This is a genomic window from Bacteroidales bacterium (assembly GCA_012517825.1).
In the GTDB taxonomy this organism is placed as follows: domain Bacteria; phylum Bacteroidota; class Bacteroidia; order Bacteroidales; family JAAYUG01; genus JAAYUG01.
This window is the reverse complement of sequence record JAAYUG010000010.1, coordinates 1-14,418: the sequence shown is the minus strand read 5'-3', so window position 1 is coordinate 14,418 and position 14,418 is coordinate 1. Positions and strand designations below refer to the sequence as shown.

At 47.1% G+C, this 14,418-nt stretch carries 14 protein-coding genes; 7 read left to right on the top strand and 7 right to left on the bottom strand.

All coding sequences use genetic code 11. The features are described 5' to 3' along the window. The coding region (locus tag GX419_00870) for a DUF4924 family protein (GenBank protein ID NLI23243.1) at positions 1–117 on the top strand (117 nt) is incomplete at its 5' end. Here GX419_00870 and GX419_00865 read toward each other — a convergent pair. The 3 genes from GX419_00865 to GX419_00855 are packed head-to-tail and all read right to left on the bottom strand — an operon-like array spanning position 114 to position 1,593. Beyond that, positions 114–539: a DUF393 domain-containing protein gene (locus GX419_00865; protein NLI23242.1), complete on the bottom strand. Its 426-nt coding sequence runs from the start codon at positions 537–539 to the stop codon at positions 114–116. The genes GX419_00870 and GX419_00865 overlap by 4 nt on opposite strands. Before the next feature lies 1 nt (position 540). Beyond that, positions 541–1,032: a methylated-DNA--[protein]-cysteine S-methyltransferase gene (locus GX419_00860; protein NLI23241.1), complete on the bottom strand. Its 492-nt coding sequence runs from the start codon at positions 1,030–1,032 to the stop codon at positions 541–543. Positions 1,033–1,080: 48 nt separating this feature from the next. Then, complete coding sequence (locus GX419_00855; protein ID NLI23240.1) at positions 1,081–1,593, bottom strand: flavin reductase family protein; 513 nt, start codon at positions 1,591–1,593, stop codon at positions 1,081–1,083. Positions 1,594–1,853: 260 nt separating this feature from the next. Between GX419_00855 and GX419_00850 the strand changes: the two genes are divergently transcribed. The 4 genes from GX419_00850 to GX419_00835 all read left to right on the top strand — a co-directional run bounded on the left by GX419_00850 (position 1,854) and on the right by GX419_00835 (position 6,518). Next, positions 1,854–3,149 (top strand): MFS transporter, encoded by a 1,296-nt coding sequence (locus GX419_00850; GenBank protein ID NLI23239.1) that lies wholly within the window; start codon positions 1,854–1,856, stop codon positions 3,147–3,149. Between the two features lie 4 nt (positions 3,150–3,153). After that, positions 3,154–4,512 carry a hypothetical protein gene (locus GX419_00845; GenBank protein ID NLI23238.1) on the top strand — a complete coding sequence of 453 codons (1,359 nt, stop codon included), beginning with the start codon at positions 3,154–3,156 and terminating at the stop codon, positions 4,510–4,512. Positions 4,513–4,522: 10 nt separating this feature from the next. Then, positions 4,523–5,314 carry an SDR family oxidoreductase gene (locus GX419_00840; protein ID NLI23237.1) on the top strand — a complete coding sequence of 264 codons (792 nt, stop codon included), beginning with the start codon at positions 4,523–4,525 and terminating at the stop codon, positions 5,312–5,314. A gap of 139 nt (positions 5,315–5,453) precedes the next feature. After that, positions 5,454–6,518 (top strand): VOC family protein, encoded by a 1,065-nt coding sequence (locus GX419_00835; GenBank protein ID NLI23236.1) that lies wholly within the window; start codon positions 5,454–5,456, stop codon positions 6,516–6,518. On the opposite strand, the gene GX419_00830 is transcribed toward GX419_00835, so the two are convergent. Further along, positions 6,519–7,037 carry a gamma carbonic anhydrase family protein gene (locus tag GX419_00830; GenBank protein ID NLI23235.1) on the bottom strand — a complete coding sequence of 173 codons (519 nt, stop codon included), beginning with the start codon at positions 7,035–7,037 and terminating at the stop codon, positions 6,519–6,521. A gap of 268 nt (positions 7,038–7,305) precedes the next feature. On the opposite strand from GX419_00830, the gene GX419_00825 reads away from it, so the two are divergent. Next, positions 7,306–9,147, top strand: a complete 1,842-nt coding sequence (locus GX419_00825) for a 2-oxoacid:acceptor oxidoreductase subunit alpha (GenBank protein NLI23234.1) — start codon at positions 7,306–7,308, stop codon at positions 9,145–9,147. 3 nt (positions 9,148–9,150) lie between these two features. Continuing rightward, positions 9,151–10,194, top strand: coding sequence for a 2-oxoacid:ferredoxin oxidoreductase subunit beta (locus GX419_00820; protein ID NLI23233.1), 1,044 nt, complete (start codon positions 9,151–9,153; stop codon positions 10,192–10,194). Positions 10,195–10,239: 45 nt separating this feature from the next. On the opposite strand, the gene GX419_00815 is transcribed toward GX419_00820, so the two are convergent. The 3 genes from GX419_00815 to GX419_00805 all read right to left on the bottom strand — a co-directional run bounded on the left by GX419_00815 (position 10,240) and on the right by GX419_00805 (position 14,348). Continuing rightward, positions 10,240–12,282, bottom strand: a complete 2,043-nt coding sequence (locus GX419_00815) for a DUF255 domain-containing protein (protein NLI23232.1) — start codon at positions 12,280–12,282, stop codon at positions 10,240–10,242. A gap of 25 nt (positions 12,283–12,307) precedes the next feature. Beyond that, positions 12,308–13,855 (bottom strand): Rne/Rng family ribonuclease, encoded by a 1,548-nt coding sequence (locus tag GX419_00810; protein NLI23231.1) that lies wholly within the window; start codon positions 13,853–13,855, stop codon positions 12,308–12,310. Positions 13,856–14,063: 208 nt separating this feature from the next. Beyond that, entirely contained in the window at positions 14,064–14,348 is a 285-nt protein-coding gene (locus GX419_00805) for an integration host factor subunit beta (GenBank protein NLI23230.1), read from the bottom strand. Between the last annotated feature and the right edge of the window lie 70 nt (positions 14,349–14,418).

The window sequence follows — 14,418 nt, the reverse complement described above, 5'->3', positions numbered from 1 at the left end:
CTCGGGAAAAAAACCGTCTCGGACGAAACCACTGAAAGCATCCAATCCATCAGCCGGATGATTGCCTATCTTGCCGACCGGTTCAGGAAATTTGAGCAAGGCGATTACGAATTTTAGGTAATTTCCAATAACCTGCCCCTGAATTTGCCGGTAAACGCCATGCAGGTATTCGTTTTCCCAAACCACTGATACCGGTGCGAAGCGATCCACCGGTACAGGCCGTTACGCATCGCTCGCGGAATCAGAAAAAAAATTGCAGTTAAATTCCATGGAAATCCGATCAATCTGGCAGTCTGAAGCACTGCATCGGAACAGAGGTACACGTTTCCACGGTACAGCAGGATCAGTGAATCCGATTTCTCCGAAAGACCATTTAAGCCAGGTAAGTTTTTCAGTGCAGGTGACTGAAGAGGAACAAAATAAAAAGGAACCCCTTTTTCATTTTTCAGAATGAACTGAACTGCCCGGCTGCAAAGAAGGCAGGTATCATCAAAAAGAACCACCGGAAATTTTTGAATGATGATTTCTGCTTCAGTCATGTTAAAAGAGGGTGCTTTTACCATAAACAACAAACCGGCGTTCAAGTTCAAGCAGTTTGCGTTTACGATCCAGCCCTCCGGAATAACCCGTAAGTTTACCGGTACTTCCTGTAACTCTATGACAGGGTATAACAAGCAGCAAGGGATTTGAAGCGATGGCTCCGGCAACAGCCCTTATTGCATCGGGAAGGCCAATTTCTCTGCTCAATGCGCTGTACGACACGGTGCTTCCGTATGGTATCCGGCATACGGCATCCCAGACCTGATTTTGAAAAACCGAACCTCCGGGTGAGAGAGGGAGGCTGAATGCCCGAAGCTTCCCTTCAAAGTAAGCATTCAATTGTCTGATTACCTCATGGGCCAATGCATGATCTGGCGGCCATACATTACCGAAGTTTCCCTCCTGAAAAGAAATCCGGCAAACCGCTTCCGCTGACAAACATACAGATATATATCCGAGCGGAGATAACCACAGAAAATCTGTATTCCCCATCTGCCCGCAACGAAACTTCTCCTTATTGGCCATGATTTGCAACCTGTTTTATTTTTTCAGGCAGGTAACTATTTCACCTATGTAGAACCTGTGATAGTCTTCCTTGGGGTAAATGCGTTTGATGAAAGAGGGAACATCAAATTGCGAAGGCCTGAAATCATCATGGTACAGCTTGCGGCATTCAAATGCCATTCTGGCTTCCCTGTAAATAATGTTCCCGTTTTCTGTAACAACAGGAGTCAGGCCTGTCTCCTTTACCTTGTCAATATGCCGGCCCGATTTACTGCCGCAAATATTCAGAGCCTCACGGTATGCTTCGGTAAAAAAACAAAGGGTAAACCAGGAACTTTCGTCAGCAAATTTCCTGGTATAGCGTTGCGGCCGAATAAAACAAAGGGCAACGGGCTTGTTCCAGAGTATACCCAAAGTACCCCAGCTGGCAGTCATCATATTGAAATGACCGGGCGAACCGGCTGTTATCAGCATCCACTCATCATCCATCAGATAAAACGGATTCTCCGTCAGCTTCTTCACATCGATCGGATAAAAATCTTCCGGCATAAGGATGAATATTTAGGTTTTCCCAAAGATACCATTTACATGAAATCAGGGAACTGGTTTGCGGCATTGCTGAAAGAAATATTTAACATTAAGACAACCCTTGAAAACCGGAAAAGCAAAAAGGTTACATACCTTAAAAAAATGTTTAATTTAGCCGCGAAGTTGAGTGGATTAACGAAAGGAAACCTATATCAAATACCGGCATATTTGATGAATTCAAATAATTAACAGGTTCGATCAGGTTACAAACATTCATCTGTATGAAAAAAGAAGTTACTCCTCCTCCGGGTTATCTGTTCAGCAGAAGTTATACGAATTATGTTTTTATTCTTCTGTTTTTACTATACCTTTTTGATTATGCTGACCGGATGGTTGTTTCATCCATCGGTCCCTTTATTCAGAAGGAATGGCATTTGAACGACAAGCAGTTAAGCATGTTTTTGTCGGTGGTTTACTGGTCAATTGTGGCGTTGACTTTTCCGGCATCCGTTCTGGTTGATCGCTGGAGCCGCAGAAAAACCATCGGCATTATGGCAGCCCTGTGGAGTGTAGCTTCGCTGGCCTGTGCATTTACCAACAATTTCAGGCAGTTATTTACAGCAAGGCTTTTCATTGGTGTTGGTGAATCAGGGTATGCACCGGGAGGAACTGCCATGATAGCAGGCATGTATCCTGAAAGGAAACGTTCGCTGATGATGGGAATCTGGAATGCGGCCATTCCTCTGGGAAGTGCCGTGGGAGTTGCCCTGGGAGGCATCATTGCCACCCATTGGGGCTGGAGGCATGCATTTGGCCTGGTAGCGCTCCCCGGGTTCATTGTGGCGGTGTTATTCTTTTTTGTGCGGGATTATAAAACCGTTTCGCTGGTTAAAAACGGCAACAATGCCAAAGAACAGGAAAAAGTAAAAATGGGGCTGAAAGATATTGTGGCCGAATTTTTTGAACGGCCATCACTGCTGTTTACCTACCTGGGAATTACCGGTGTGGTGTTTGTGACCAATTCCATTCTTTTCTGGCTGGCTACCTATTTTAACCGCATCTATAATCTGCCAATGGATAAAGCAGGACCAAAGGCATCGCTGGTCATGCTGCTGGCCCTCATCGGAGCCCCCATCGGAGGCCTCATTACAGATAAGTGGAAACGAACCCGTCCCAATGCAAGGCTTCTGTTTCCGGCCATCAGCACTTTTCTTTCGGCCATCTTTTTGTTTCTGGCGTTCGTTGTATTTTCCGGTTCACTGCAATATATCATGCTCCTGTTGATGGGAGTAGGCATTTCAGCCTTCATCCCGGCGGCGGCGGCTGTTACACAGGACCTTGTACATCCCGGACTGCGGGCAACTTCATATGCCATTGCAGTGGTGATACAAAATCTGCTGGGATCATCCCTGGGTCCCCTGATAGTAGGCGCTATTTCCGACAAACACGGAATCCAGCAGGGAATGTCGATCCTTCCTTTGTTTCTGGTTCTTGCAGCCATCCTGTTCTTTACAGGATCGTTCCGATACCAGAAGGATGTATCAACTGTTGAAAAAATACAATTAGAACCCCGATAGTGTTATGCCATTCCGACCCAACCGGCATCGCATTCATCGTTTCGACTGGCTCTACTGGGTCCTGAAACCCTGGGTTACCTTTAGTTTTCGCCAGTATTACAGCCGAATTACGGTTGTCGATGCCCACAAAATCCCCGACAACCTGCCCGTTATCTTTGCACCCAACCATCAGAATGCGCTGATGGATGCACTGGCAGTGCTTTATGCAACCCACGGGCAGCCTGTTTTTCTTGCCAGAGCCGACATTTTTAATAACCCCACCCAGGCCCGTCTGCTGCATTTCCTGAAAATCATGCCCGTGTTCCGTATTCGCGACGGCGCGGAAAATCTGAGCAAAAACGATGAAACGTTTCAGGCATGCCTCAGCGTCCTGCACGACCGCCATGCGTTATGCCTCATGCCCGAAGGAAACCACGGCGACAAACAACGCCTGAGACCCCTGGTAAAAGGCATTTTCCGCATTGCCATGCTCACCCAGGAAGAACTGGGCGAATCAGTACCCGTCCAAATGGTGCCCGTAGGACTGGATTATCATCATTACCAGAATTTCAGACGACCCCTCCTTGTTCAGTTTGGTGATCCCATTGATGTTTCAGGATTTCTATCCCTCTACAGGGAGAATAAACCCAAAGCATTCAATGCTATGCGGGATATTCTGGCCGAAAAACTCAGCCAGCTGATGATTGATATCCGGAATGATACTTTTTACGATGTTATCCATGAACTCCGGTTTATCTATACCCCTCACTTCGTGGAAAAAGATCATTACGCTGCTTTCCGGTTTGACAAACATCTCACCACACAGCTTGACCAATTCGCTCAGGAACAACCCGAAAAATTGGAACCCCTGGCGGCAAAAGTGAGAGAACTGAAAGAAGGTACGGAAAAATTGAACCTGAGGTACTGGCTTTTCAGAAAAAAAGCCTTCCAGTCCTTTCCGTTTCTGCCGTCCCTTCTTTTGCTTGTCCTTGGTTTTCCTCTGTTTCTTTACGGCCTTATTCACAACATACTTCCCTACTGGTTCCCGGTACGTTTCATCCGAATCAGGAAGGTCAAAGACCCGCAGTTTCACAGCTCCTTTAAGTTTGTACTGGCCTTTCTCTTGTTCCCTCTGGTTTACCTGTTGTTTTTCCTGGCAAGCTTGTTGGTCCTGCCCCATTTCTGGATGAGCCTGCTTTACCTTCTGAGCTTGCCTGTTACAGGTTTTCTTGCATTCAACTACTTCATTCTCTTAAAAAAAGTGAGAGGCTTTTTGCGTTTCAGAAGGATGAAAAAACGCAAAGACCCTTACCTGATGCGTCTTATACAGTTGCATGACGACATCATTCAGATGGTACAGCAACTCGTTACCTCACCGATATAACTATTTCAGCATGAAGTTTAAAGACAAAACAGTATGGATTACCGGAGCTTCTTCGGGGATAGGAGAAGCCCTCGCACACGCCTTTTCCGGCGAAGGTGCGGATGTGGTTCTTTCGGCCCGATCGGAAGAAAAACTGGAAGAAATCAGGCAGGAGATTGAGAAAAAAGGAGGAAAAGCATGGGTTTTGCCCATTGACCTGGCGGATACGGCATCCGTAAAAAATGCTGCCGCACGTATTGAAACACTTGTGCCGGCTGTCGACATTCTGGTACATTGCGGCGGAATCAGCCAGCGGTCGATGGTTCATGAAACCCTTCTGGAAGTGGACAGAAAAATTATGGAAGTTAATTTCTTCGGCACCGTTGCATTGACAAAAGAAATACTGCCCCGGATGCTGGCCCGGAAAAAGGGCCATTTCGTAGTCATCAGCAGTGTGATGGGGAAAATAGGTTTCCCCGTACGTTCTGCCTATGCAGCTTCCAAACATGCCCTCCACGGCTTTTTTGAAACTCTGTGGACCGAATACCACCATGAAGGTATTGATGTAACCATGGTATGCCCGGGTATGGTACGCACCAATATTTCTTACCATGCACTCGAAGGAAACGGCAAAGAGCACGGGGTGATGGACCCCCGGCAGGCGGGAGGAATCTCACCTGAAAAATGCGCCCGTAAAATCATCCGGGCTGTGAAAAGAAAAAGCCATGAAGTATATATTGGCAAGGAGCAAATTCTGATATACCTTCGCAGGTATATTCCCTGTCTGTTTTTTGCCATTGTGTCAAAATTCAGACCAACCTGAATCATGGTAATTATTCCTTGTTCCGCTTTACAGATTTCGTATTCAGGGTCGATAGAACGTTCCTGAAAATGAACAGGGAAGCGCGGAACCTGAAACACAAAAAAAGCAAACGTCTGTTATGGAGAATTCAAAATCAGGAATGCCGCTCATCAGTGGCATACAGCAAGTCGGAATTGGTGTTCCCGATGTGCACCAGGCATGGAAATGGTACCGTGAGTTTTTCGGCACTGACATACGGATATTTGAAGACAAGGCGGAAGCAAAGCTCATGCTTCCCTATACGGGTAATGAACCCCGTGGCAGGCATGCCGCCCTGGCCATCAATATGCAGGGAGGAGGCGGGTTTGAAATATGGCAGTATACCGAACGCATTCCTATGCCTCCCCAGCATCCCGTTCTGACAGGAGACCTGGGTATTAATGCCGTTAAAATAAAAGCAAGGGATGTACAACAAACCCACCGGTATTTCAAAACAAGGAACGGGAATCCTTCGCCCGTTTTCAGAGATCCGGCAGGTCAGGAGACTTTCTTTATCCGCGATCCGTATGAAAACCTCTTTCAGATTGTCCCGGGCAACGACTGGTTTCTTAAAAACAAAAGGCATACCGGTGCAGTGTACGGCACGATGCACGGGGTAAGTGATATCGAAAATGCCAGAAAAGTATATTCCGGCATTCTGGGTTACGATGAAACCGTATATGATGTTACAGGAACCTTTGATGATCTGGCACACCTGCCCGGAGGAAATGTGCGCATGAGGAGGGTACTGCTTAAGCACAGCCAAAAAAGAAAGGGAAGTTTCAGTGCGCTTTTTGGTTCCAGCCAGATAGAACTGATTCAGGTACTCGACCGCCAGCCCCGCCGGATTTTTGAAGACCGCTTCTGGGGAGATCTCGGATTTATCCACCTTTGTTTTGACATATCGGGCATGGATGCCCTCCGTAATCTTTGCGAGGAAAAAGGCTTCCCCTTCACGGTTGACAGCTTTGCCAATATGAACGGAAAGTTCGATATGGGGGAAGCTGCCGGTCATTTCGCGTACATCGAAGACCCTGACGGCACCCTCATTGAATTTGTTGAAACCCTTCGCGTTCCGATTGTTAAGAAACTGGGTATCTATCTGAATCTTCAGAAGCGGAATCCTGAAAAATCCCTGCCGCGATGGATGATACGCGCTCTGGCTCTGGGGCGCATACGCGACTGACTACGGTACCCTGTACCAGGTTGCGTACGTAATGTAATTTTCAGCTATCCGGGTAATCATTTCCCTTACCTGTTCCTCTTCCACCCCTTTTAACCGACGGGCAGGCACACCTCCGTATACACTTCCCGGTTCTATTATTGTCCCTTCCAGAACAACGGCTCCGGCCGCAACAATGGAATGACTGCCGACCCTGCAATGATCCAGCAAAATGGCGCCCATTCCAATCAATACATCATCTTCAATTTCGGCCCCGTGCACAATAACATTATGGCCCACTGAAACGTTGTTGCCGATGATGGCTACCGATTTCCGGTACAAGGTATGAATAACGCTTCCGTCCTGTATGTTCACCCTGTTCCCCAGCCGTATGGAATTGACATCGCCGCGCAATACCGTATTGAACCAGATACTGCAGTAATCGCCCATAACCACATCACCTATAATCACTGCATTGTCAGCAAGATAGCATTCTTTGCCGAACTGCGGGGTAAATCCCCTGACTGTCTTAATAAGCGCCATATATGTTGCAGAAAATATTAATACTTCATTTTTTCGCAGTCCAAATATATACCTTTGCCCATCCTATCAGCAAAATGAACAGGCAAAAGTATCATTTTTCGGGCATCCAGTCCGGTAAAAAGACTCTTTTACCGGAACATTGCAGGATAATGCCGCACAGGGGTGTTTCCGGCCGTTTTATTCCGGCACATCACGCCTGTAGTCTTTTGAAAATGAATTGCACTACTTTTATACCTGATTAGAACACACGTCTTAACCTTTACATTCCATGGCGAAAAAAGTTCAACGGCGCGACGAAATTGTGGTAAAATTTGCAGGGGATTCCGGCGACGGAATGCAGCTTACAGGAAGCCTATTTGCCGACATGGCTGCCAAAACCGGACTCGACCTGGCAACATTTCCTGATTATCCGGCCGAAATCAGAGCACCCCAGAATACACTTGCAGGGGTTTCGGGTTTTCAGGTCCGCATCGGGAGCAAAAAAATCGAATCTACCGGAGATCAATGCGATATCCTTGTGGCCATGAACCCTGCTTCCCTGAAAGCAAACCTCAAATGGATGAAACCGGGAGGAACCATCATTGTGGATGCCGACTCTTTTACTCCGGAAACTAATCAGAAGGCAGGGTTTTCTGAAAATCCGCTGGAAAATGGAACCCTCGGCAAGTATTACCTGATCAAAGCTCCGGTAACAACACTCACCAGGGAAGCCCTTAAAGAACTGCAACTCGATGGTAAGTCAAAGGAGCGAACAAGAAACATGTTTGTTCTTGGGTTCATTTGTTATCTGATGTCCTGGAAACCCGATCCTTTGCTTGCCTATTTCAGGGAAAAATTCAAAAAGAAACCCCAACTGGCCGAAGCCAATATTCTTGTCCTCAAAGCAGGGTATGATTATGCCGAAACCACTGAAGTACTTCCTTCAGTAATCCATATTTCGAAAGCCAAAATGCCTCCCGGCCGTTACCGGAATATTACCGGTAACATAGCTACTGCCTGGGGATTGCTGGCCGCCTCGGAACGTTCAGGACGTCCGTTGTACCTTGGTTCCTATCCCATAACCCCTGCTACGGATATTCTGGCTGAACTGGCAAGGCACAAATCTTTGGGAGCTGTTGTTTTTCAGGCCGAAGACGAAATTGCCGGAATTTGCTCAGCTATTGGGGCAAGCTTTACAGGCTCCCTGGCCGTAACAAGTACTTCAGGACCCGGATTTTCGCTCAAAAGCGAAGCCCTCGGTCTGGCAGTTATGACCGAACTGCCCCTGGTGGTGATCGATGTACAACGGGGAGGACCATCTACCGGATTACCCACCAAATCAGAGCAATCAGACCTTATGCAGGCTCTTTTTGGCCGTAACGGCGAAGCTCCTCTGGTAGTTATGGCGGCCAGCTCTCCTGCTGATTGTTTCTTTGCTGCTTACGAAGCATCCAAAATTGCCCTTGAACACATGACCCCTGTTGTGCTTTTGTCAGACGGAGGCATCGGAAACGGATCCCAGCTCTTCCGCATCCCCGATATCAAGTCCCTGCCATCCATCAACCCTCCTATTGCCAAACCAAATGATCCCGACTTCAAACCCTATAAACGGGATCCGGAAACCCTGGTACGCAAATGGGCTCTCCCCGGAACAGAAGGCCTTCGCCACCGGGTGGGCGGCCTGGAAAAAGAAAATATAACCGGTATAGTTACCACCGATCCCCTTAACCATGAGCTGATGGTTCAGCTAAGGGAACAGAAAGTTGAAAAAGTGGCTGATTTCATTGCTCCACAGGAAATTATCGGAAACCCGACCGGAGACCTGCTTGTGGTAAGCTGGGGAGGAACCCTTGGCAGTACCCAGGCCGCCGTGGAAGAAATGCAGGAAGAAGGATATTCTGTCAGCCTGGCTCATTTCCGGCATATTCTCCCTCTCCCGCGCAATACCCGTGAAGTCCTCTCCGGATTCAAAAAAATTGTGGTCTGCGAACTCAACCGGGGACAGTTTGTGAACTACCTGCGGATGAAGCATCCTGAATTTTCGTACCTGCAATACAATAAAGTTCAGGCTCTTCCCTTTACCATTGAAGAATTAAAGAATGCTTTTGAAAAAATACTCAAGGAGGCATAAAATATGGCTGACTTTCAAAATACAACCATCGAGCGTTCCAGCGTGGAGCTGACCAAACAGGATTTTGTAAGCGACCAGATGGTGCGCTGGTGCCCCGGATGCGGTAACCACGCTATCCTGAATGCCGTAGCCAATGTGTTTCCCAAAATCGGCTACCGGAAGGAAAATTTCATGATCGTTTCGGGAATCGGATGTTCCAGCCGTTTTCCTTATTACGTCAACACCTACGGTTTCCATGGTATTCACGGCAGGGCACTTGCCATTGCCACCGGCATGAAAATTGCCAATCCACACCTCAGCGTCTGGGTGGCAACAGGTGACGGCGATTCTCTTGCCATAGGAGGAAACCATTTTATTCATGCCATCCGGCGGAATGTTGACATCAACGTGCTGTTGTTCAACAACCAGATTTACGGACTGACGAAAGGACAGTACTCACCTACTACTCCCATGGGCACTGTAACCAAAACCTCACCTCAGGGAACCATTGAACATCCGTTCAATGTGGGTGAACTCACCCTCGGTGCACAGGGTACCTTCTTTGCACGGGCAGTGGATAACAATATCCCCCTCATGACCGAAGTGATGTTTGAAGCGGCCAAGCACGACGGCACCTCCGTTGTCGAGATTCTTCAGAACTGCGTAATCTTTGCCGACAAAGCCCACGAGATGATTACCGGCAAAGAATACAGAGACGAGAACCAGATTCATCTGCGGAACGGAGAACCCATGATTTTTGGCAAGAACCGTGATAAAGGAATCCGGCTGAACGGCACACAGCTCGAAGTAGTTAAAATCGGTGAAAACGGAATTACCATTAACGATATTCTTGTTCACGACAGGTATCAGCAGGATCCCGGCATTCATCTCATGCTGGCCAAAATGGCTCCTCCCCGGTTTCCTGTAGCCGTCGGCGTGATCCGGTCGGCTATGTACCCTACCTATGATGACATGGTGACCCAGCAGATACAAAATGCCAGGGTAAACGAAAAAATCAAAACGGTAACGGATCTTCTGAACAGTGGCGATACCTGGGAGATTCAATAAAACTTCGTTTTCGTGCCTCCCGTGTAAAATTTCTATTCTTAATGTTTACTTCTGCCGGAAACGTTCCAGCCCCTGATCAAGAAAGGCAATAAAATTACTGATATTGAATTCCGCACCCTGAGGACCGGCTAAAAGGTTGCCCTCAGCGTCGGTAATGGCATACAATGGCTGGGTATTGCTTCTGAATTTCTCAATCTGAAGATCAGCATTTCTTGCTCCGATGGTCTTTTTCACCTTCCCGTCAACCGGTGAGGTAATCCATTTTTCCTGTGGCATCTGATAACGATCGTCAACATAAAGGGCAATGATGACGAAATTCCTGCTGAGCCTCTCAATCACTGCCGGATCGGACCATACTTCCGCTTCCATTTTCTTGCAATTACTGCACGCATGCCCCTTGAAATCAAGAAAAACTGGTTTGTTAAGAGCCCTGGCACACGCCATTCCCTGATCATAATCGAAATATCCCTTCAAGCCATATGGCAAACTGAGAATATCTGAATAAAGAGGCACGTCACAAAGTTCATTGCCGCCCGATTTTGATGGTGATACACCTGTATTCAGCATAGCAGGGGCAGAAGATTTTGCCGGCGGAATGAGGGAACCAACCTCTTTCAGCGGGGCTCCCAGCAGACCGGGAATCAGATAAACAGCAAATGCAAAAGAAGCCACAGCCAGCAAAAACCTGGGGAAGCCAATATGGGTAAGTTCACTATCATGGACAAATCTGATTTTTCCGAGCAGATAAGCACCGAGCAAAACAAAGAGGACGATCCAGACAGAGAGATATACTTCTCTTGGCAGAAAATCCAGGTGATAGCTCTCACTTATATTGCTGAGGAATTTGAGCGAAAAGGCCAGCATAATAAAACCCAGAACTACTTTCACTGCATTGAGCCATCCCCCTGATTTGGGAAGATTTTTCAGCAGGGAAGGAAACATGGCAAACACGGTAAAGGGCAATGAAAAAGCAAGCCCGAAGCCAAACATTCCCAGAACCGGTTTCAGGGCAAGTCCGCTTGCCGCTTCTACCAGCAGGCTTCCAACAATAGGCCCGGTACAGGAAAAAGATACGATTACGGTTGTAAGTGCCATGAAGAATGCTCCGGCCATGCCTCCTCTGTCAGCCTGCCGATCAAGCCTGTTGGCAAGGGAGGAAGGAAGAATCATTTCAAACATGCCAAAGAAAGAAGCGGCAAAAAGCACAAACAACAGAAAAAAAATGGAATTGGAAAGCCAGTGGGTACTGATTTGATTGGCTGCATCGGCACCACCCTTGAAAACAGCCACCAGAACGCCAACGAGGGTATATACCAGGGTAATGGAAAGACCAAAGATGAAAGCCTGAAAAACGGCTTTACGCCTGTTTTCCTGATTGCGCATAAAAAACGAAACAGTCATGGGAATCATCGGGTACACGCAGGGAGTCAGAATACCTCCCAGGCCGGCCAGCAACGAGAGCAGAAAAAAGCCCCACAATGATCGCCCCTGGCCTGAAGATGCCGATTGTTGCACCGGCCCGGCTGAAGCATTCTCTTCAGCTGACTGCACCGCAGTTTTTGATGCCGTATCAACGCGCACACTCTGTAATCCCTGATTAGCCATTGGTATGGCAGTCTCCGCGGCACCGGTACCGGTAAGCTCAAACGCAAATTCTTCCTGTGCGGGAGGAGTGCATTCCTTATCGCTGCAGCTCATGAATTCAACATACCCGCTCACAGTTACCTTTCCGTTCTTCAGAATTCTGACTTTCTGGCTGAACTCTGCTTTCCCATCAAACAGTTCAACCTGAATATTGAAATTGGGATCCATTTTAACAACCGGTTTGATGACCGGAACAATTTCTCCCTGAAGCTGATAGTCAGACGAAGTATTGAAATGAAACGAGGTGGGAATCGGGCCTCCGTCGGGAATGTTAACCCCGTACATATGCCAGCCCTGCTTTATTTTGGCAGTAAACAGCAACTCCGCCTCATTGCCGGAAGTCGGCCGGGAGGAAAATGCCCACGAAACCGGATTAACAATCTGTCCTGCAGCCAATAAGAAAAAGAAAACCTGCAAACCAAGAAATACGGCAATTCGTTTCATAGATTGGTATTATGAAAACACGAAGCTATAACAATTCTTCTTCCTCTTTGTTGAAAAAGTGGTATTCGAGAAACTGGTAGGATTCCATGTCCTGCACAATGATCCGGCACCGGTAGCGCCACGACCATCTGAGCCGCAGTGAAATGAACCCTTTGGTTAAATAGGCTGCTATATAGGGGTGTGTTTTCAGAATGATCCTGCGCAACTGGTATTTACCAACAAAGTAAGCCAGTTTGCTTTCGATCTGGTCGGTGAGCAGAATGGCAGGCGTAATTTGCCCGGTGCCGTTGCAGGAAGGACATTTTTCAAGCGTATCAATAGTCATTTCAGGCCTTACGCGCTGGCGGGTTATCTGCATCAGGCCAAATTTGCTCAGGGGCAGAATGGTATGTTTGGCACGGTCGCGTTCCATCAGCTCCTTCATCCGGTCATAGAGCATCTGCTTATGCTCATTGGTTTGCATATCGATAAAATCGATCACAATAATCCCTCCCATATCCCTTAGCCGGAGCTGCCTGGCTATTTCTTCCGCAGCTGCCAGGTTGACGTCAAGGGCATTGGATTCCTGATCCTGGGCAGATTTGGAGCGGTTGCCACTGTTCACATCAATCACGTGCAGCGCTTCGGTATGTTCGACAATCAGATATGCACCGTTCTTAAAGGATACTGTTTTCCCAAAGGAGGATTTTATCTGCTTGACAATGCCGAAATGCTCAAAAATAGGCTCTGAACCGGAATACAGCTTGACGATTTTCTGCTTTTCAGGGGCAATGGTGCCGATGTAGTCTCTGATCTCCTGATAAACTGTTTCGTCGTTGATATAAATGCTGTTGAACGAAACATTGAGCAGGTCACGCAATATGGCTGAAGTCCGGTTAAGTTCCGAGATAATCAGCCGGGGAGGATGAACCCCTTTAATGTTTTCGAATGCCGTTTCCCATTTTCGTATAAGGCTTCTGAGTTCGGCATCCAGTTCGGCCACTTTTTTGTTTTCGGCAGCAGTGCGGATGATAACCCCGTAGTTACGGGGCCTGATACTCTGGATCAGCGTTTTCAGCCGGTTTCTTTCGTCGCTGTTTTCAATCTTCTGTGATACGGAAATCTTGTCAGAAAAGGGCATCAGGACAAGGTTCCGCCCCGGAATGGATATTTCGGAAGTCAGCCTGGGGCCCTTGGTAGAAATAGGCTCTTTGGTAACCTGCACTATAATCAGCTGGCCCCCGGAAAGGATATCCGTAATTTTGCCATTTTTATCAATATCCGGTTCGTTTCTGAACTTTGACAATCCAGGAAGTTTCCCCTTACGTGAAAGAGCCGTTTTCAGGTAGCTGTTCAGTGACCGGAACTGCGGCCCCATATCAAGGTAATGCAGAAAGGCATCCCGCTCATAACCAATATCAATAAAGGCAGCATTCAGGCCAGGCATCACTTTTTTAACCCGCCCCAGGTATATATTCCCTACCGCATATTGATTGTCAGGTTTTTCCTTGTGGAGTTCAACCAACCGTTTGTCTTCCAGAAGGGCAATCGATATATCGGAAGGAGTTACATCAATAATAAGATCATTTACCACAATACGCGTTATTTTTTCAATGCTTCCGAAGACAACAAACCTAAAAACCCTTCAGGATTTTTAGGTTTGCCATAAAAAAGTATGGTACACTGATTTACCGGTTTTTCTTCTTATGCCGGTTCTTGCGCAGGCGTTTTTTCCGCTTGTGGGTTGACATCTTGTGCCGCTTTCTCTTCTTTCCGCTTGGCATAATTCCTTAGTTTTTCAGTTATTTCACGTTTGTCTTCACCTTCTGCACAAATGACTTGGCAGGCTTGAACGCCGGAATATAGTGTTCAGGTATAATGATGGTCGTATTTTTGGAAATATTCCGGGCTGTTTTTTTGGCTCTTTTCTTTACGATAAAGCTCCCGAATCCCCGCAGATAAACATTTTTATCTTTTACCAGGGATTCCTTAACAGCTTCCATAAAGGCTTCCACGGTTCTCTGAACCGTCACCTTCTCGATTCCAGTATTCCTGGAGATTTCGTTTACGATGTCAGCTTTTGTCATGTTTAAAATCTTTTAATATCAGTGAATTACAAACAATTAATTCAAATCGGTCTGCAAATATAAAAGTTTT